General features: G+C 42.6%; 16 protein-coding genes. 8 read left to right on the forward strand and 8 right to left on the reverse strand.

The window, feature by feature from the left end; translation table 11 throughout:
• Positions 1–347: 347 nt before the first annotated feature.
• The 5 genes from JMY02_RS03330 (at position 348) to dcd (ending at position 4,815) form a co-directional block, all read left to right on the forward strand.
• A complete protein-coding gene (locus tag JMY02_RS03330; RefSeq protein WP_201595141.1) occupies positions 348–1,061 on the forward strand; it encodes a CoA transferase subunit A in 714 nt (237 codons plus the stop codon).
• Between the two features lie 61 nt (positions 1,062–1,122).
• Positions 1,123–1,752, forward strand: coding sequence for a CoA transferase subunit B (locus JMY02_RS03335; protein WP_201595144.1), 630 nt, complete (start codon positions 1,123–1,125; stop codon positions 1,750–1,752).
• Positions 1,753–1,806: 54 nt separating this feature from the next.
• Positions 1,807–2,607 (forward strand): 3-hydroxybutyrate dehydrogenase, encoded by an 801-nt coding sequence (locus JMY02_RS03340; RefSeq protein ID WP_201595146.1) that lies wholly within the window; start codon positions 1,807–1,809, stop codon positions 2,605–2,607.
• A 308-nt stretch (positions 2,608–2,915) separates the two neighbouring features.
• The gene (gene apbC / locus JMY02_RS03345; RefSeq protein ID WP_201595147.1) at positions 2,916–4,127 is read left to right on the forward strand and encodes an iron-sulfur cluster carrier protein ApbC; all 1,212 of its coding nucleotides are present in this window, start codon (positions 2,916–2,918) and stop codon (positions 4,125–4,127) included.
• Positions 4,128–4,239: 112 nt separating this feature from the next.
• A complete protein-coding gene (gene dcd / locus JMY02_RS03350; protein ID WP_010199897.1) occupies positions 4,240–4,815 on the forward strand; it encodes a dCTP deaminase in 576 nt (191 codons plus the stop codon).
• Positions 4,816–4,905: 90 nt separating this feature from the next.
• Here dcd and JMY02_RS03355 read toward each other — a convergent pair whose 3' ends face one another.
• The 6 genes from JMY02_RS03355 to JMY02_RS03380 form a co-directional block, all read right to left on the reverse strand.
• Positions 4,906–5,340, reverse strand: coding sequence for a ClpXP protease specificity-enhancing factor (locus JMY02_RS03355; RefSeq protein WP_201595150.1), 435 nt, complete (start codon positions 5,338–5,340; stop codon positions 4,906–4,908).
• Between the two features lie 147 nt (positions 5,341–5,487).
• Complete coding sequence (locus JMY02_RS03360) at positions 5,488–6,102, reverse strand: glutathione S-transferase N-terminal domain-containing protein (RefSeq protein ID WP_201595152.1); 615 nt, start codon at positions 6,100–6,102, stop codon at positions 5,488–5,490.
• A gap of 249 nt (positions 6,103–6,351) precedes the next feature.
• Positions 6,352–7,068 (reverse strand): cytochrome c1, encoded by a 717-nt coding sequence (locus JMY02_RS03365; RefSeq protein ID WP_201595154.1) that lies wholly within the window; start codon positions 7,066–7,068, stop codon positions 6,352–6,354.
• The gene (locus tag JMY02_RS03370; RefSeq protein ID WP_200861766.1) at positions 7,068–8,273 is read right to left on the reverse strand and encodes a cytochrome b; all 1,206 of its coding nucleotides are present in this window, start codon (positions 8,271–8,273) and stop codon (positions 7,068–7,070) included. Before JMY02_RS03370 ends, JMY02_RS03365 begins: the two co-directional genes overlap by 1 nt.
• 23 nt (positions 8,274–8,296) lie before the next feature.
• Positions 8,297–8,881 carry a ubiquinol-cytochrome c reductase iron-sulfur subunit gene (petA, locus tag JMY02_RS03375; RefSeq protein WP_201595156.1) on the reverse strand — a complete coding sequence of 195 codons (585 nt, stop codon included), beginning with the start codon at positions 8,879–8,881 and terminating at the stop codon, positions 8,297–8,299.
• A gap of 509 nt (positions 8,882–9,390) precedes the next feature.
• Positions 9,391–11,334 carry an ATP-binding cassette domain-containing protein gene (locus JMY02_RS03380; protein WP_201595158.1) on the reverse strand — a complete coding sequence of 648 codons (1,944 nt, stop codon included), beginning with the start codon at positions 11,332–11,334 and terminating at the stop codon, positions 9,391–9,393.
• Positions 11,335–11,489: 155 nt separating this feature from the next.
• On the opposite strand from JMY02_RS03380, the gene JMY02_RS03385 reads away from it, so the two are divergent.
• The 3 genes from JMY02_RS03385 (at position 11,490) to JMY02_RS03395 (ending at position 15,089) form a co-directional block, all read left to right on the forward strand.
• Positions 11,490–11,831, forward strand: a complete 342-nt coding sequence (locus JMY02_RS03385; protein ID WP_406947720.1) for a SlyX family protein — start codon at positions 11,490–11,492, stop codon at positions 11,829–11,831.
• 219 nt (positions 11,832–12,050) lie between these two features.
• Positions 12,051–13,271: an OmpP1/FadL family transporter gene (locus JMY02_RS03390; RefSeq protein ID WP_201595160.1), complete on the forward strand. Its 1,221-nt coding sequence runs from the start codon at positions 12,051–12,053 to the stop codon at positions 13,269–13,271.
• A 375-nt stretch (positions 13,272–13,646) separates the two neighbouring features.
• A complete protein-coding gene (locus JMY02_RS03395; RefSeq protein WP_201595162.1) occupies positions 13,647–15,089 on the forward strand; it encodes an outer membrane protein transport protein in 1,443 nt (480 codons plus the stop codon).
• Positions 15,090–15,471: 382 nt separating this feature from the next.
• On the opposite strand, the gene putP is transcribed toward JMY02_RS03395, so the two are convergent.
• Both putP and JMY02_RS03405 read right to left on the reverse strand, forming a co-directional pair.
• A complete protein-coding gene (putP, locus tag JMY02_RS03400; protein ID WP_201595164.1) occupies positions 15,472–16,971 on the reverse strand; it encodes a sodium/proline symporter PutP in 1,500 nt (499 codons plus the stop codon).
• Between the two features lie 486 nt (positions 16,972–17,457).
• Entirely contained in the window at positions 17,458–18,330 is an 873-nt protein-coding gene (locus JMY02_RS03405; RefSeq protein WP_021814856.1) for a LysR family transcriptional regulator, read from the reverse strand.
• Positions 18,331–18,618: the final 288 nt, after the last annotated feature.

The raw sequence follows: 18,618 nt of genomic DNA on the forward strand, positions 1-18,618 counted from the left end.
TGGCAAAATTAAGACAGTGAGTAAACAAAGCAGGTAGGCCGTGATCAATAACAGGGATAAAAATATGCCAATTTGGTGTGTTTTTATCCCTGAACCTATATCGATACGGTATTAATTTGTCCTATGCTGAGCGGCTACACTGGCTAATACGTTCTACACGTTATTCTCTAGTCGCTACAAAAATAATATGTTAAGTTAGCATAAGTATTTCATATATGGTATATCGATAAAGAATGTATTGATATGAATTGTTAGCAATAATGGATAGTCTAATGGCATAAACAAGCGAATATCACTGATGATGAATACGCTTGAATAACAAAAAACAGACGGGCAAGGAGATGAGCATGAGTCAATCAAAAGTATATAGCAATGCGGAAGCGGCGCTAAAAGATGTGGTTAGTAATGGTCAAACACTGGCTATTGGTGGCTTCGGTCTATGCGGCATTCCAGAAGCATTGATTGAAGCGCTTCGTGATAGCGGGGTAAAAGACCTCACCTGTATTAGTAATAATGCGGGTGTCGACGGATTTGGCTTAGGGTTACTACTAGAGACTCGTCAAATCAAAAAGATGATCTCCTCTTATGTGGGTGAAAACAAAGAGTTTGAGCGCCAATACTTGGCGGGCGAGTTAGAAGTTGAGTTAACGCCGCAAGGAACATTGGCCGAAAAGCTGCGCTCAGGTGGTGCTGGCATTCCAGCATTTTATACCGCAACTGGTGTTGGGACACTTGTCGCTGAGGGTAAGGAGACGCGTGACTTTGATGGACGTACTTATGTGCTTGAGCATTCACTACGTGCCGATGTAGCACTAATCAAAGCACAAAAGGCTGATAAATCTGGTAATTTAATATTCAATAAGACGGCGCGTAACTTCAATCCAGACTGCGCGATGGCGGGCAAAATCACCATTGTCGAAGTAGAAGAAATTGTCGAGACTGGCACACTGAATCCAGATGAGATTCATTTACCGGGTATATTTGTTCAGCGAATTGTCTTGAACAGTAATCCTGAAAAACGTATCGAAAAAACCACGATCAAAGCCCCTGAAAGCCTCTAAATAATTGGCAGAAAATTTTTGAATTTATAAAATAAAGTATTAAAAAAATAAGGAAATCATCATGGCATGGACAAGAGAACAAATGGCACAGCGTGCCGCAAAAGAGTTAAAAGACGGCTATTATGTCAATTTGGGTATTGGTTTACCAACACTCGTGGCCAATTATATTCCTGAAAATGTGGATGTGTGGCTACAATCAGAAAACGGCCTATTAGGCATAGGGGAGTTTCCAACCGCAGAAAACGTCGATGCTGATTTGATTAATGCAGGCAAACAAACGGTAACAGCAGAGCCGGGAGCCAGTTATTTTAGTAGCTCAGAATCCTTTGCGATGATTCGTGGTGGTCATGTCAATCTGGCCATACTGGGCGCAATGGAAGTCTCAGAGCAAGGCGATCTTGCCAACTGGATGATTCCCAAAAAAATGGTCAAAGGCATGGGCGGTGCTATGGATCTTGTGGCAGGCGTGCAGCGCGTCATTGTATTGATGGAGCAAGTCAATAAGCACGGCGACCCAAAAATTCTTGCCAACTGTGAGCTGCCATTGACAGGTAAAGGCGTGGTTGATCGTATCATCACTGAGCTTGCCGTACTGGATGTCACTGACAATGGGCTGAAGTTGGTTGAGCTGGCGGATGGTGTGAGCTTTGAAGAACTACAAGAAAAAACACCCGTGAATATCGCTCAATAGTTTTAGATCATTGCCTTTAAACGATTGCTTTTAGACCACTGTTAAGGAAGATATATGGCGACCCAATTACAACAGGATTTGACGGGCAAAGTGGCGTTGGTCACTGGCGCGGCAAGTGGTATTGGACGGAATATCGCTGAAGCTTATGCTCAGGCAGGCGCTGCTGTGGGCATCGCAGATATAAACGTTGGTGCCGCCCAGAAAACCGCCACCGCGATCGAAGCTAGCGGTGGTCAAGCACTCGCTATTGCTATGGACGTTACCTCTGAAAGCGCTGTCAACGATGGCGTACAAAAACTGGTCGATACTTTTGGTGGCATTGATATTTTGGTTTCTAACGCAGGTATTCAGATCATTGATCCGATCAATAAAATGGCCTTTGATGATTGGAAAAAAATGCTGGCTATTCATTTGGATGGGGCATTTTTGACCACCAAAGCGGCCGTACAACACATGTATAAAGAGGATAGAGGTGGCACAGTCATCTATATGGGCTCAGTGCATTCGCATGAAGCGTCATTGTATAAAGCACCTTATGTCACGGCCAAGCATGGTTTGCTTGGGCTATGTCGTGTGCTAGCAAAGGAGGGCGCGGAGCATAATGTACGCGCGCACGTGATCTGTCCGGGCTTTGTCAAAACGCCTCTAGTCGACAAGCAAATTCCGCAACAAGCGGCTGAAAAAGGCATCAGTGAAGAATCCGTGGTTAACGACATCATGCTCGTGAATACAGTTGATAAAGAGTTTACGACGGTCGATGATATTGCGCAATTGGCCTTATTTTTAGCCGCATTTCCTACCAATGTTTTTACTGGACAATCTATCGTTGCGAGTCATGGTTGGTTTATGAATTAACGGGTTTATGACTAAGTAGGTATCATTTGTACAAACCATAACGTCAGACCCAATGGCGTTGTGGTTTTTTTATGCTTTCAATTGAGCTACACTGTCACGATAACAGGTTTGGACAACAGGCTTGTCGGCTATACTATTGACCATGTCTGTCCCAGTATATATCGATTTGTCCTATAGTTAATTCAATTTGAAAGTGTTACAAGGCAACCGAGTGTAGATGTATATTGAATACGTCAAGCGAGGTTAACGCTTTTATAGTGGATTGAATATACCATACCAACCCACTTATATAGGTAGTAACGGCAGCTATGTTTAACTTCATGAAAAAAAAATCCAATTCAGCATCTGAAACCCCGCAACAGCGGGCAGAACGTGATAGTGCCGTGGATAAGGTGCTGCTCGGCTATGAAGTCGGTACTGTCAGCATCGTTACCATGGTTACTGGTCTTGAGCGTGATGGTGATCAGCTTACCTTAGATTTGCGCTTGCCACAAAACAGCAATCCTGAAACCATCCAACAGGAGCTTGGACGGATGCTCCAGCCGCATGGTATCAAAACCATCCATATGAATGTGCGCTTGCATGCACCAGAGAAAGGCGCAGGCTCAACCTTACCAAAGCCAATCCCCAAGACGACCAATGCCATGGACAGTCAAAGTCAACCACCTCCAAGCACTGATGCCGAACCGCCAATCACTAAATCAGCACCAACACAAACGTCATTAGCGGCACATCCACGCATTCGTCACATCATTGTGGTTGCTTCAGGCAAAGGCGGTGTCGGTAAATCAACCACGACAGTCAATATTGCTTTGGCGTTACAAAAGCTTGGTAACCGCGTTGGGGTACTCGATGCGGATATTTACGGTCCGAGCATGCCAACGATGCTAGGTGTAGATAATGTCAAACCCCAGTTAGAGAATGAGCAATTCGTCCCCGTTAACGCTCATGGTATGGCGATGCTATCGATTGGCAGTCTGCTCGATGGCGATAATACACCTGTTGCGTGGCGTGGCCCTAAAGCGACGGGGGCATTGATGCAACTGTATAATCAAACCAACTGGCCACAGCTAGACTATTTGGTCATTGATATGCCACCAGGAACTGGTGATATACAGCTGACATTGGCTCAGCGTATTCCAGTGACCGGCGCGGTGATTGTCACGACGCCGCAGCATGTTGCGCTACTTGACGCCCAAAAAGGCATCGAGATGTTTAATAAAACCAATATTCCAGTATTGGGCGTGGTTGAAAACATGGCGCTGCATACGTGTAGCAATTGTCAGCATACTGAAGCGATTTTTGGTACTGGTGGCGGTGAGTTTATCGCTGAGCAGTATCACGTACCGTTATTAGGACAACTCCCACTCGCCAGCGGTATCCGTGCGCAAGTGGATAAAGGCGAGCCAAGCGTCTTAGTTAATGACGAGTTTGCGACGTATTATCTAAACATTGCTAAAAATATCGAAGCCAATATCAATAAGTTTGCCAAACCAGTCGATGATAAGCGTATTTTTTGATGTTTAAAAAGTTTGATTAAAGGAATCACTACCCTATAAATTAACCCATCAATTCCGTATAATCGTCGCTATCGAAAAATCATCACTGTGAAATATTTGCTAAGGAATAAAAATGTCTATTAAATCTGACCGCTGGATTCGTAAAATGGCCGAAGAGCATGGCATGATTGAGCCATTTGAAGCGGGTCAAGTACGATTCAATGATGCTGGCGAGCGTTTGGTCAGCTACGGCACCTCAAGCTATGGTTATGATGTACGCTGCGCCCCTGAATTTAAAGTCTTCACCAACGTCCATTCAGTCGTGGTCGATCCTAAGAATTTTGACGAAAAAAGCTTTATCGATATTGTAGGTGACGAGTGCATCATTCCGCCCAATTCTTTTGCGCTGGCACGTACGATGGAGTATTTCCGTATTCCACGTGACGTATTGACTATCTGCCTTGGCAAATCAACGTATGCGCGCTGTGGCATCATCGTCAACGTCACACCGCTTGAGCCTGAGTGGGAAGGACATGTCACTTTAGAGTTTAGTAACACCACCAATCTGCCAGCGCGTATTTATGCGGGAGAAGGGGTGGCACAGATGCTGTTTTTCCAAAGTGATGCTGACGATGTGTGTGAAACCAGCTACAAAGATCGCGGCGGTAAATACCAAGGTCAGCGTGGGGTTACGTTGCCAAGAACTTAGGAATTGCTTTAATAATCCAGTTCATTTAGCAAAATCGCCAAAAAGCCAGCCATATCAAATATGGCTGGCTTTTTTGACGCTATGCATTTTTTACTTTAAAACTTTTAAGCCAGCTTTATTATCACGTTTGGGTTTAGGAGCGGCATTGGCTTGCTTAGGAGGCGCTACCGAATCCTCTTCAGGTTGATAGTTTTCGTACTCATTCGGGTCAAAAAACATACCTTGCGAGTTTTCTTTGGCGTAAATGCCCATGACCGCAGTAAGTGGTACCCAAATCTCTTGTGATACCCCACCAAAGCGTGCACTAAAGTGGATATATTCGTTTTCCATATTCATATTGCCCGTCGCACGGCTGGCAATATTTAGTACAATACGCCCATCTTGTACATGTTCTGTTGGAATCTGTAGATTCTCAGCAGTGGCATCGACCATTAAGTACGGGGTGAGCGCATTGTCTTCTATCCATTCATATATTGCGCGCACCATATACGGACGTGTTGGGGTGATAGAGGTCATTTCGCTCATTTTTTGGTTTCCTATACTGATAGTATTAAACTGATTATATTAAATAAGGGTGAATAAAACATTGGCTTAAGGTTGTTATTAATCTATAGAAGATGTATCACTCTTTAATTGTTATTTATTCTAAGATAACGGTCAGCACTTGTCTAATTAACGGATGCTTTTTTGGAAACTATTACGCTCAAAGACCCGTGTTTGATAATCAAACAATGGGCGACTGATCGCGTGTGGTAGTTCTATGCCCATTTCATCTAGTCGCCATAATAGAGGGGCCAATAAAATGTCGCACCAGCCAAACTCATCTGCCATGAAATATGATTTGTGAGCAAATAACGGTGATAGGGTAATTAATGAGTCGCTGAGCTGTTTTTTAGCGATTGCCGCTTGTCCTTTATTAAAGCTATCTGGATGCATCAGGAGGCGTTTACCTAGTGACAGCCAATCGCGCTGGATACGCCAAGCCAACTGTCGAAACTGCGCACGCTCTTGCGGTGTTTCAGGCAGCAACTTGTTTGTATGGTAGCGTTCTTCAAGATATTCAAAGATTACGTTGATTTCGTAGAGTGCAATATCACGCTGCTGTAAGACCGGCAAAGTATGATAAGGGTTTAGCTCAGTTAAATCTTCAGGACGCTCAGAGTGCAAACGTGATAAATAGTAAGCGAGCTTTTTTTCTTCAAGTAATAGGCGCACTACATGACTGTCGTAGCCGTCATCAGCGTATAAAATTAGCTGACTACTTGGAATGTCATTCGCATCAATCATGAAAGCCTAATGTTAATAGTGAAGACTGTCATCGTAAACAAAGTCGGCTTATTTATCAAGGGAACGTGCGTAAACATTGCTTGCGAGCGCCTTATTTGTCTTATTTTTAGCACTTATAATCCGTTTCAGAAAATATGATCAGCAGTGCCTATTTGTGAATATTCAACACGCCCTAATATCAAAGCACAAAAAAGCACTACAGAAGTAGTGCTTAATATTATCTTTCGATTTTATAGGCTAATCATTTACTTATTTTACGTCTTTCCAGAATTCTTTATTCAGTAAGTAAACTGGAATCAGTAATACTAATAAGAATAAAATCACAAAGAATCCAATGACTTTACGGTCATGGCGTACAGGTTCGCCCATCCACGCCATAAAGTTGACCAAGTCACCCACTTCGCTTTCAAACTCCTCTGCACTCAATTGTTCTTGCATATTATGCAATACATGAGGCATTGCCGCATTTTGTAGCACTAAGTTATTAGCACCCCAAGGACGGCTTGGATCTTCATAGAACGATAGTAAATAAGTGTAGACCCAGTCATCACCGCGTAGTCTATTTTCTAATGATAGATCTGGAGGTGCTGCACCAAACCAAGATGCTTGTACTTCAGGATCAATCTCAGCATTGATATGCTCACCGATTTGATCGGTAGTTACCATTAGGTATTTTTCGACCAGTTCAGGTGGTATTTCTAAATCTTTGGCGATGCGAGAGTGACGAACGTACTGTGCTGAGTGACAACCCGCACAGTAGTTCATAAAGATTTTTGCACCATTTTGTAGTGAGCCTTTATTGGTAAAATCAATAGGGGCAGTACTACAAGCCAAGTGTTCTTCTACACCTTCAGCGTTCACGAATGTACCACATCCGCCGCCGCCAGCTGCCAGTGCTGTACCGGCAGTCAGAGTTAATGCTGCACCTAATCCTAAACCTGTTAAGGATTTTGTTAGGATATTCATCAGTGACCTCCGGTAACGCGTTCTGGTGGCTGTTTACACTTCTCAATAGCAGTGTAGAACGGCATCAATAAGAAGAATAAGAAATATAAAACCGTGAATACACGTGACATAATTGTCGCCGTCGGTGTAGCAGGTGTTGCACCCAAGTAGCCCAATACAACAAAGCTAATGGCAAATACAGTCAGTGCAATCTTAGACAAGATGCCTTTATAACGCATAGAGCGTACAGGTGATCTATCAAGCCATGGTATCAAGAATAATACAGCAATCGCAGCACCCATCGCAATGACGCCACCCAGCTTATCTGGAACGGCACGTAAGATGGCATAAAATGGTGTGTAGTACCATACTGGTGCAATATGTGCTGGTGTTTTCAGTGAGTTTGCTGTCTCAAAGTTTGGTGGCTCAAGGAAGAAACCGCCGCCTTCAGGGAAGAAGAACACCACTGCAAAGAAGCAGATAAAGAAGACTACGATACCAACCATGTCATGCACAGTGTAGTACGGATGGAATTCGATACCGTCTAATGGGATACCGTTTTTATCTTTTAGCTTTTTGATGTCGATGCCATCAGGGTTGTTTGAACCCACATGATGCAGCGCCACAATGTGCATGAATACTAAGCCGACAAGTACTAAAGGAATAGCAACCACGTGTAAAGCAAAGAAGCGGTTTAGCGTGATACCTGAGATGATATAGTCACCACGTACCCATTCAGCAAGACCATCACCAATGACTGGCAGCGCAGCAGGAAGGTTCAAAATAACCTGTGCACCCCAAAATGACATGTTGCCCCAAGGTAATAGGTAACCAAAGAAGCCTTCTGCCATTAGCGCTAAGTAGATACCCATACCGATGAGCCAAATAAGCTCACGCGGCTTTTGGTATGAACCGTATAACAATGCTCTAAACATGTGTAGATACACCACGACAAAGAACGCAGACGCGCCAGTCGAGTGCATATAACGAATGAGCCAGCCACCTTTTACATCACGCATGATATATTCAACAGACGCAAATGCCCCTTCGGCACTCGGGTTGTACATCATCGTCAGCCATATACCGGTCACCAATTGGTTGACCAATACAATCATCGACAACACGCCAAAGAAGTACCAAAAGTTAAAGTTTTTTGGTGCATAGTACTTTGACATATGGTATTCATAGGTTTCGGTCGCTGGAAAACGCGCGTCCACCCAATGCATTAACTTTTTACCCATACTCATATTTAAGCCTCCCCAACCGTCAAGATGCTACCATCCACGTTATATTCTGGAACAGGTAAATTAAGCGGTGCAGGAACGCCACTATAGACACGACCTGCTAAGTCATACTTAGAACCATGACAAGGGCAGAAAAACCCACCATACCAATCGTTACCGCCCAAGTCAGCTGCGCCCACATCGGGACGGTAGTTTGGTGCACATCCTAAATGTGTACAAACGCCTTCAACCACCAAAACTTCGGGTGTGATAGAGCGTTGTGGGTTTTTGCAATATTCAGGTTGCAGTGATGCGCTAGAATCAGGATCAGACAATAAGGGTTTTACTGATTCTAAAGTCGCTAGCATGTCTTCTGTGCGTTTGACAACAAAGATAGGTTTACCACGGTATTTGACGACGATCATCTGTCCTGCTTCGATAGAACCAATATCTTGGGTAACTGCAGCCCCTGCAGCTTCGGCTTTGGCGCTTGGATACCAAGAACGGACAAAAGGTGTTGCCACAGCAGCTACCCCAGCTGCACCAATTGCGGCAGTTGAGGCAATAAGAACTCTACGGCGTTGTACATTAACGCCTTCGGCTTGGCTCATTAATACTTCCTCCAGGTGAATGAAATGGGATTATCCCACACTGGGTTTGTGGCTTAGAAAATATACAATATCAAGCCACTTTAGCTGTGCCTAATTTTGCTAATTGTTGCTATTCTAAGCTATTTCGGTGATAAAATAAATTATTGCGTTAAAAATAAAGCAACCTTTATAGGACATATTATAAGGTTGAACATGACAACCAAAGCAAAACAGCTGGATTATCAATGTTTAACACCCGTTTTTGAGTAAGGATTGTAAACGTGATGACCTTATAATTAATAAGGATATTTAGCAATAGCGAATGATACTTGAAATTGCGGCAATGTTCACTAACTTTCAGTACCTAACTACTATGTAACTGAGTCATAAACCAATAATCACCACTCTATATAATAAAGTGGTGATTATTTCATTATCTTCGACGAATTATTAAGACAGAACCTAAAGAAGAATATTGAGGGCCTTTATAAAAGTCATAAGTTATAAAAGCCATGAGTTGGTTGCTAGTGCTAACCCTCAAGAGTGCTCCAGCGTTCAAGCTTGCTCATCATTTCTTCTTCAATAGCCAACAGACGCTCACTAGCTGCAGTGGCGGCATCAACGTCGGTGTTAAACCATGAGCCATCCGCTAGCTTTGCTTCAAGCTGACTTTGCTCTGTTTCGAGCGCCGCGATTTCTTTTGGTAAATTGTCCAGCTCACGTTGCTCATTGTAATTGAGCTTTTTTGCCACTTTGATAGGCTGGGTGGCTGTTGTCGATTTATGAGTCGCTTTGTTGTTCGTGACCTGATTGACTGGGGCTCTGGCAACGCGTGCCGCTTCTTCACGATTTTTCTGCACTAAGTATTCTTGATAGCCACCGACATACTCTTTGACGATGCCTTTACCTTCTTCATCATTATCAAACACCCAAGTAGAGGTGACGACATTGTCCATAAATGAGCGATCATGACTGATCAGCAAAATCGTACCACCAAAGCTGGCTACTGATTCTTCTAATAATTCAAGTGTCGCCATATCCAAATCGTTGGTTGGCTCATCTAGTACCAGAATGTTAGCAGGCTTCAGTAATTGCTTGGCGAGTAGTACGCGGTTACGCTCACCACCTGATAAGGCTTTTACGGGCGTACGCGCACGCTCTGGTGCAAACAAGAAGTCTTGCAAATAACTCATGATGTGTGTCTTTCGACCACCAACGTCGACGAAGTCTGAACCTTCTGAAACGTTTTGCGCAACACTGGCTTCAAGATCTAACTGATCACGCAGCTGATCAAAGAAGGCGATTTTTAAGTTAGTGCCTAATTCGACACTACCGGTTTTGGTGACTTCATCATCAGACATATCGAGTAGGGCTTTGATAAGTGTGGTTTTACCCGCACCATTAGGCCCGACAATACCGATTTTATCGCCACGCATGATGGTCGTAGTAAAATTGTCAACCAACACATTACCATCGTACTCAAGATGTAGGTTTTTAACCTTACAGACGAGCTTGCCGCTTTTCTCGCCTTGACCCATCGTGATGTTTACATTACCGACTTGTTCACGGCGATCGCTACGCTCTTCACGCAGTGCTTTTAGTTCGCGGACACGGCCTTCATTACGGGTACGACGTGCTTTGATACCTTGGCGAATCCAAACTTCTTCTTGTGCCAATTTTTTATCAAAGTTGGCATTGTTTTTTTCTTCGGCCAATAACTGTAATTCTTTTAGCTCTTGGTAGCGTGCGTAGCCACCTTCACCTTGTGTCACGTCGTAGCTGGTCAATTGACCACGATCAAGCTCAATGATGCGAGTCGATAGTTTATTCACGAAGGCTCTATCATGGGTAACGAACAATAAAGTCAGACCTTGCCAGTCGAGCAAAAAGCGCTCTAGCCACTCAATACTATCAACGTCCAAATGGTTGGTTGGTTCATCGAGCAGCAGTACATCAGGCTTGGTGACTAAAGATCTGGCGAGGAGTACACGGCGCTTACGACCACCTGACAACGAAGATAAATCATCGTCTGGATTAAGACCCATCGTGGTGATAAGGCGGGTGGCTTCACGTTCTAAGTCCCAACCATGTACGGCATCGATATCATGCTGCAAATCGGCCATACGCTCGCAAGCATCCATGTCGCCATTGGCGCATAAATCTGTTTGTGCATTATAATTGATTAGCAGGTCAGCTGTGCGGCGACTGCCACCCATCACGATGTCTAATATACGTCCGCTGGTCTCAGGAACGTCTTGCTCAAGCATCGCAACGCGTACGCTACTATTGATAATGACTTCACCGCTATCAGGTTGTAAGGTGCCGCTAATCAGTTTAAATAGGGTAGATTTGCCTTCGCCATTACGGCCAATCAGACAGACGCGCTCGCCAGCTTCAATCGCAAAATCAATGCCATCGAGAACAGGCGCGACGCCAAAGGCTAAGTGAATATCTTTTAAATGTATCAGTGCCATAGAATATCTTAAGCTTATATAATAGAGAGTAGGGGTTGTTGCAAAATTGCCAGCAGTATAACATGCCACCACGCGACTGTAGTGCGTGTAAATGGTTTTATCAGCACTATTTATTATAGCTTTTATTACGCATCGCTACTATAAGGCCATCAGTCATGGCTGCTACTGGTTGGTTGTGCCTCTATCGTACTAAAGAATCCTGCCAGCTTTATATTTATCCTAACTCAGAGAAATATATGAACCACTCTAACTTTCAAAAAAACATATCGAACGAGCAAACCGAATTGCAAACGCAGCAGGTGATTGATTTACAAATGAGCATGGCACATCTGGAGCTGACAGTAGAGCGACTCGATGAGGTGATTGCACGGCAAGACAAAGATATTCAGACATTACAGCGCCAGTTACAGCTTATTTATAAACAAGTTGAGAGCCAAGACACAGAAGGGGGCATTGCTCCTTTTGATGTGATGACAGATCGACCACCACATTACTAATGTCAAAAAATAAGTAGAAGGATTTGCATACACTTATAACCATAGTCATATTTTTAAATTTATTTACCCTCTAGTGACTGTTTGGTCATAATAGAGAAATAATGTGTTTTTACAGTTGTTTTACGGTTTGAAAATCTTTAATATCGTCCACCTCGGAAGCTGCTTACTTGGCAAAAATAAGTGTAGCAGCGAAACAATGTGGATGTTTGGAGATATATAATGCGCGCAACCTTTCAGTTAAAAACACTCACAGTAGCGATCGCTGCTTTTTCTATTATTAGCGTTGCTAGTGCTGCTGGCCTTGATCGCTCAGGCCAAGATATCACCGCATTCTTACAAGATGGCACCTATGCTGAAGCTGTCTATACTTATATCGATGCCGATGTGACTGGTAAAGATACGTCAGGTAATAATATTGATGATATCGCAGAGTCTTACGATTTTTTTCGTTATGGCGTAAAAACAGACATCAATGATACTTTTAGTATCGGTGTTTTATACGACGAGCCTTTTGGTGCTGCGGCTGATTATAGCGGTAACAATAACTTTGTAGACCAAAATCCTGTTTCACCTAGAAATGGTGAAGGCACCAATGTAGAAGTACGTACTGAGAGCATTACTGGTATTCTTGGTGCAAAAATTGGCGAAAATAAGAATTTCCAAGTATATGGTGGTCCCGTTGCTCAACGCGTAAAAGCGGATGTGAAATTACGTGACACTGCTTATAGCATTGCTGACGGTTATACTACGCATGTAAGTGCTGACCAAGATTATGGTTGGTTAGCTGGTGTTGCTTATAGCAAGCCAGAGATTGCACTAAAAGCGGCGCTAACGTATCGTTCTGAGATTGAACACAACGCCCAATCCTCTGAAAACTATCCACGTGCTATTGCTTTTAGTATTCCCACAAGTCGTACTGGTAGCATTGATATTACTACACCTGAGTCAGTAAACTTTGACTTCCAGACAGGTATTAACCTGACGACATTAGCAACTGCAAAAGTACGCTGGGTGCCATGGAGCGATTTTGCAATTACCCCTTCGTTATACAATGATGTTAGCCAAGTGTTAGCAACAATACCTCAAGGTGCTGGTATTCCTCCTGAGGGTTTAGATTTGGTGAGTTACGATGAAGATCAGTGGCAAGTTGAGCTAGGCCTTGCCAAACGCATGACGCCAGCATTGGCTTTGACCGGTACTGTCGGCTGGGATAGCGGTGCAGGCAACCCTGTCACTTCATTAGGCCCTATCGAAGGCTATTATAGTGCTGGTCTTGGTGCAAAATATAACGTCACTGAAAACTGGGCGGTCTCTGCTGGTGGCAAATACCTATGGTTCGGTGATGCTGAAGGTCAAATACCGAGTAAAACTATCGTTAGTGATTTCGAAAGCAACGATGGCTTTATTCTTGGGATGAAGGTTTCTTATCAATCAAATTAATATCTAGCACTATGCGGTAAAGATTTTTATTCAATGGCAAAATCGAAGCGATCCTTTATGGGTCGCTTTTTTATTGTCTTTTTCATAAAGAAAAGTTGATATTGCATAGAGTTAAACGCAAGTTTATTTTCATCTGCTAAATATATTTAAGGCAATCAACGAATTTTGCAAAACAAGTATCGGTATCTTGCTTACATATTATGTGTACTGTTCAGTCATATTTGAGAAATAAAGGGTTTTAATTGTTGTTTTAGTGTCAAAAAGCCATTAGTATTCAACTTAGGACACCGCTTTGGTAATCTAAATGTTGTGAGCAGTCATGCAACATGTTGATTATTGGAGTGATTAAACAACGAGGACGTTTGGAGATACACAATGCGCACTACCTTTCATTTAAAAACCCTTGCAGTAGCCATAGCTACTCTTTCTGTCGCTAGCGTCACTAATGCTGCTGGTCTTGATCGTTCAGGACAAGATGTCACAGCCTTCTTGCAAGACGGTACGTACGCCGAAGCTGTTTATACCTATATCGATGCTGATGTCAGTGGTTATGATAGCGCTAACAACAATCCTAATGAAAATAATTATGTACGTGGCGATAAAACGGGTGATATTGCTGAAGCTTATGATTTCTTTCGTTATGGTGTAAAAACAGATATCAACGATACCTTTAGCGTTGGTGTTTTATATGATGAGCCGTTTGGTGCGGCTGCTGAATATAGAGGGGACAGCAACTTTGTATCAAAAGGCGACCTCAATTCTTCTATTCAGCAATTAACCAATGGTCAGTTTAATGGTGCAACGCTTGGCCCTACAATAAATGCGTTGAGAACCCAAGCTGCAGCAGAGCCTAATGCAGAAATAAGAGCTGGAATTATAGAGCAAATAACAAAGCTTAGTACGGTAAATGCAATAGCACAAGCCGAAGCTGGAAGCGCAGGTGAAAATACCAATGTAGAAGTTCGTAGCCAAAGCTTAACTGGACTTCTTGGTATGAAGTTTGGTGCCAATAAAGAGTTCCAAGTGTATGGTGGTCCAGTAGCACAGCGTATTCAAGCCGATGTGAAGTTACGTGGTTTAGCCTATGGTCCTGCTACTGGCTACACGTCAAATAGCAACCCTGACATGGATTATGGTTATATTGCGGGTATTTCCTATAGCAAGCCAGAGATTGCTCTAAAAGCGGCGCTAACGTATCGTTCTGAGATTGATCATGACGTAAAGATCGCTGAGACTTATCCGCTAGTAGGTATTAGAGCTATTGGGCAAGGCGCTACTCCTGAGCAGGCAGCAGCAGCGGCAAATCAAGTTAGCAATTATGAGATTTCTACCCCTAAATCAGTTAACTTTGATTTCCAGACTGGTATCAATCCGACGACATTAGCGACCGCAAAAGTACGTTGGGTGCCATGGGGTGACTTCAAAATTACCCCGCCATTGTATAATGAAGTTAGTAAACTTAATCCTATATATGGTCCTGATGGTTTGAATTTGGTAGATTATGATGATGATCAGTGGCAGGTTGAGCTGGGTCTTTCTAAACGTTTAGCACCAGCATTGGCAGTCAGTGGTACAGTTGGTTGGGACAGTGGTGCTGGTGATCCAACCACTTCATTAGGTCCTATTGATGGTTACTACAGTGCAGGTCTTGGTGCCAAATATAATGTCACCGAAAACTGGGCAGTTTCAGCTGGTGGTAAATACCTATGGTTCGGTGATGCTAAAGGTCGACTACCAAGCGGTAAAATTGTTGGAGATTTTCAAGACAATGATGGTTATATCCTAGGTCTAAAAGTGTCTTATCAAGATATTAAGTAGTCTCTGTATTGACCAATAAGTAAAAAAGCGATCCATCATGGGTCGCTTTTTTATGAGATTTTTTTGGTAGATATGACGTATTAATAGAGGCAAGTTCACCTGTTTTAATGGTGATAATATATTTTCTAATGGAAGATAAAACTATTTCCAAAAATTTGAGTAACAAAAGACACGAGTGCAGCTATTATATATAGTAAAAGCATTTGTAAATCAGTACGGTATTAACCTCGCTTGCTGTATAACGGTACTATCTGCGCTCGGTTGCCTTGTACCAACTTTAAGCTGCTTCGACTATCGCTTAATATAAACTGTGATTCAAAAAAAATCTCGCTAATGATAGCGAGATTTTTTTGTAGCGATAAGATAAAGGTACTAACTTAACTTATTTGTTTAGGTTCAGTTCCATCTCTTTATACTTCTCAGATACCGAAGGTCTTGGACCACCAGTCATGATACTAACGGCAAAGATGGCAATCGTGCTTAAGATAAAGCCCGGAACGATAGCATATAACCAGCTATTTAGTGCCATGCCATTGACTTGGAAAGGACCATAGATCCACAAGATAACGGTCAGAGCACCAACGACCATACCAGCAACCGCGCCATTACGGTTCATACGGCGCCATGTGAGACTAAAGATAACCAATGGACCAAATGCTGCACCGAATCCTGCCCAAGCATTAGAAACCAAGTCTAATACGGAACTTTCCGGATTAGAGGCCAGCAAAATAGCGACGATAGCAACGATCACAACTGAAATACGACCAACCAATACTTGGCGGGCTTCTGGTGCTTCTTGATCAAAAAACAATTTATAAACATCTTTGGTTAGCGAGCTTGATACCACCAATAGCTGCGATGAGATGGTACTCATGATTGCTGCCAAAATTGCGGCTAATAAGAAACCTGAAACCAATGGATGGAATAAGAACTGAGTGAATACCAAAAAGATGGTCTCAGGATCATCTAGTGTCATGGCAGTTTTTTGTACATAGGCGCGACCAGCAAAACCAGTCATCAATGCACCAATAAGACTGACAATCATCCAGCTCATACCGATATTACGGGCAGTAGGAACATCTTTTACTGAGCGAATTGCCATAAAACGAACGATAATGTGCGGCTGGCCAAAATAGCCTAAGCCCCACGCCATCAACGAAATAATACCAATGAAACTCATGCCGCTAGTGATATTGAGCAAGCTTGGATCGATATTCCTCACAGCCTCAGTAGTGGCTGATATACCGCCAAGATCCGTAAAGGCAACGACAGGCACGATAACCATCGCAAATAGCATGATGATACCCTGAACAAAGTCAGTCATTGATACGGCTAAGAAACCACCAAATAGCGTATAAGCGACGACCACACCAGCTGTTACCCAAAGACCTGTACTATAAGACATATTGAGTGAACTTTCGAAAAGCTTACCACCGCCTACGAGACTTGCGGCAGTATAAACCGTAAAGAATAGGATAATAACTATTGCGGAGATAACACGCAGCATGTGCGATTTGTCTTCAAAACGATTGGCGAAATAATCAGGTAAGGTAATGGCATTGTCTGCAATTTCAGTGTAAACACGCAGGCGCGGAGCCACGATCATATAGTTTAAAAATGCACCAAGTGTCAAACCAAGCGCAATCCACACACTAACCACACCATCAGCATACATATAACCAGGTAGGCCAAGTAGTAACCAACCTGACATATCAGATGCGCCTGCCGAAAGCGCAGTAACGGCGGGTCCTAAATTACGTCCCCCTAACAGGTAGCCTTCAGTATCATTGGCTTGCTTGAAATAAGCATAAATCCCAATCCCAATCATCACTAAAAAATAGGCGCCAAGTGATATCAGTACGCCACTAGAAACTCCGTTCATATAAATTGTCCTTAACCAACACAGTTGGCTGTAATTATTTTTAACTATAAAATTTCATTCTTACAAGGCGATGTTAAAACAATATTTAAAGACAAAAAAAGCCATTAATTGAGACATAATGGCTTTGTTCAGTATTCGCTATTAGTTTTATATGATTGATGTTGTTCTATGGCTAGCACTCATATAGAGATAGAGAGCAACAGGAACGTCGCATTCCGTTTTTTGGTGTTTATTGCTCGCATCTGCTATTTATATATGAGTATTAGCAACTTATATATAATCAATCATTTGAAACCATTAAACCTACTGTTAACCATCATATCTTACTAAAAGTATTCAATATATGACTATCAGTGTCCTTGTGGTAAATTTTTGTTATAAAGCAACGTCAAGTGTATTATAACGTATGAGTGTCACAAATGCGAACAGTGTGCTTGCCAAATTCAATAAAATGTCATCCAATATTGTAAATACCCTGAGAAATCTCTACTCAATAGGCGCAAGCAAGTCTAGCAAAGCGGTAACACTGTTGGATTGAGTGAGTTTTGGATTGATAACCACGCCTAAATATCGCTGCAATTCGATATTGTCTGCCATATCAATGCGTTCTAAATCTTGACTAATCATAGTTTGTGGTAAAACGGACCAACCAAGTCCCACAGAGACCAACATACGAATAGACTCAAGAGGATTGGTACTCATGGTGGCATAAGGCTTGAGATTGTGTTTAGCGAATTCAGCCAACGTAATCTGACTGGTGAAAGTATTGGCCGATGGCAAAATAGCAGGGTATCGTGCCAATTGCTCTAAGGTCACATTGGATTTGGTCGCTAAAGGTGACAAAGTGCCCGTCATAAAGTATAGCGGATCTGACCATAATGTGTGATAGGTCAAACGTTTGTCATAAACAGGCGGCAAAGTGACAAAAGCCAAGGATAAATCTCCGTCTAATACAGCTTTGTGCGCCTTTTCTGAGTCGACAAAATGAACTTCTAACTGTACGGCAGGATAGGTTTGAATAAAGTGTTTAAGCACAGGGGCTAAATGATGTAAGCCAATGTGATGGCTGGTGCCGATGACCAACTTGCCGGAGACAATGTGTTGAGAATGTTGCAGGTTAATTTTGAAATTCTCATAGTCTTCTAGCCAGCGCTTGGCATGTGGCAGCATTTCACTGGCAGCTTGTGTTGGGACAATCCCTCGTCCGACTGTGTCAAATAAGGTGATATTAAACTCATCTTCCAGATTTTTGATACGCTTACTGACAGCAGGCTGAGTAATAAACAGCTTTTCTGCTGCGCCTGAGATACTACCAGTGTGCATGACAGTCACGAATGTCGTTAAGTTTGTGGTGTTCAAACGAATGTCCTTAATGGTTTAGCGAGGTATAAAGAAAAGTTGGCTGATCCAATCATAACGTATCAGAAATAAAAGTTTGCGTCTGGTTAAAAATCATCAATTATTATTATAGGATTAGCCTGCTATAATCACAAGACATCGAGAGGTATTTATTATATTTACTTGGCAATTTGCGGCATAAAACCTATTTTGATAGGTAAAAGCAGTAATAAATATCAAATTACCATTAGATGATGTCTTTATTTATATAAAATTTAAATAGAAGATTCGCTTACCCCTGCGTAAGCA

Source organism: Psychrobacter vallis, assembly GCF_904846715.1.
GTDB classification, from domain to species: domain Bacteria; phylum Pseudomonadota; class Gammaproteobacteria; order Pseudomonadales; family Moraxellaceae; genus Psychrobacter; species Psychrobacter vallis.

Bases quoted from the DNA above. Each gene is read 5' to 3' on its own strand.
- JMY02_RS03355 (WP_201595150.1), bottom strand. From the start codon at position 5,340: ATGAGCGAAATGACCTCTATCACCCCAACACGTCCGTATATGGTGCGC.
- JMY02_RS03340 (WP_201595146.1), top strand. From the start codon at position 1,807: ATGGCGACCCAATTACAACAGGATTTGACGGGCAAAGTGGCGTTGGTC.
- dcd (WP_010199897.1), top strand. From the start codon at position 4,240: ATGTCTATTAAATCTGACCGCTGGATTCGTAAAATGGCCGAAGAGCAT.
- JMY02_RS03360 (WP_201595152.1), bottom strand. From the start codon at position 6,102: ATGATTGATGCGAATGACATTCCAAGTAGTCAGCTAATTTTATACGCT.
- JMY02_RS03380 (WP_201595158.1), bottom strand. From the start codon at position 11,334: ATGGCACTGATACATTTAAAAGATATTCACTTAGCCTTTGGCGTCGCG.
- apbC (WP_201595147.1), top strand. From the start codon at position 2,916: ATGTTTAACTTCATGAAAAAAAAATCCAATTCAGCATCTGAAACCCCG.
- JMY02_RS03370 (WP_200861766.1), bottom strand. From the start codon at position 8,273: ATGCATTGGGTGGACGCGCGTTTTCCAGCGACCGAAACCTATGAATAC.
- petA (WP_201595156.1), bottom strand. From the start codon at position 8,881: ATGAGCCAAGCCGAAGGCGTTAATGTACAACGCCGTAGAGTTCTTATT.
- JMY02_RS03385 (WP_406947720.1), top strand. From the start codon at position 11,490: ATGGCTGCTACTGGTTGGTTGTGCCTCTATCGTACTAAAGAATCCTGC.
- JMY02_RS03395 (WP_201595162.1), top strand. From the start codon at position 13,647: ATGCGCACTACCTTTCATTTAAAAACCCTTGCAGTAGCCATAGCTACT.
- JMY02_RS03390 (WP_201595160.1), top strand. From the start codon at position 12,051: ATGCGCGCAACCTTTCAGTTAAAAACACTCACAGTAGCGATCGCTGCT.
- JMY02_RS03365 (WP_201595154.1), bottom strand. From the start codon at position 7,068: ATGAATATCCTAACAAAATCCTTAACAGGTTTAGGATTAGGTGCAGCA.
- putP (WP_201595164.1), bottom strand. From the start codon at position 16,971: ATGAACGGAGTTTCTAGTGGCGTACTGATATCACTTGGCGCCTATTTT.
- JMY02_RS03330 (WP_201595141.1), top strand. From the start codon at position 348: ATGAGTCAATCAAAAGTATATAGCAATGCGGAAGCGGCGCTAAAAGAT.
- JMY02_RS03335 (WP_201595144.1), top strand. From the start codon at position 1,123: ATGGCATGGACAAGAGAACAAATGGCACAGCGTGCCGCAAAAGAGTTA.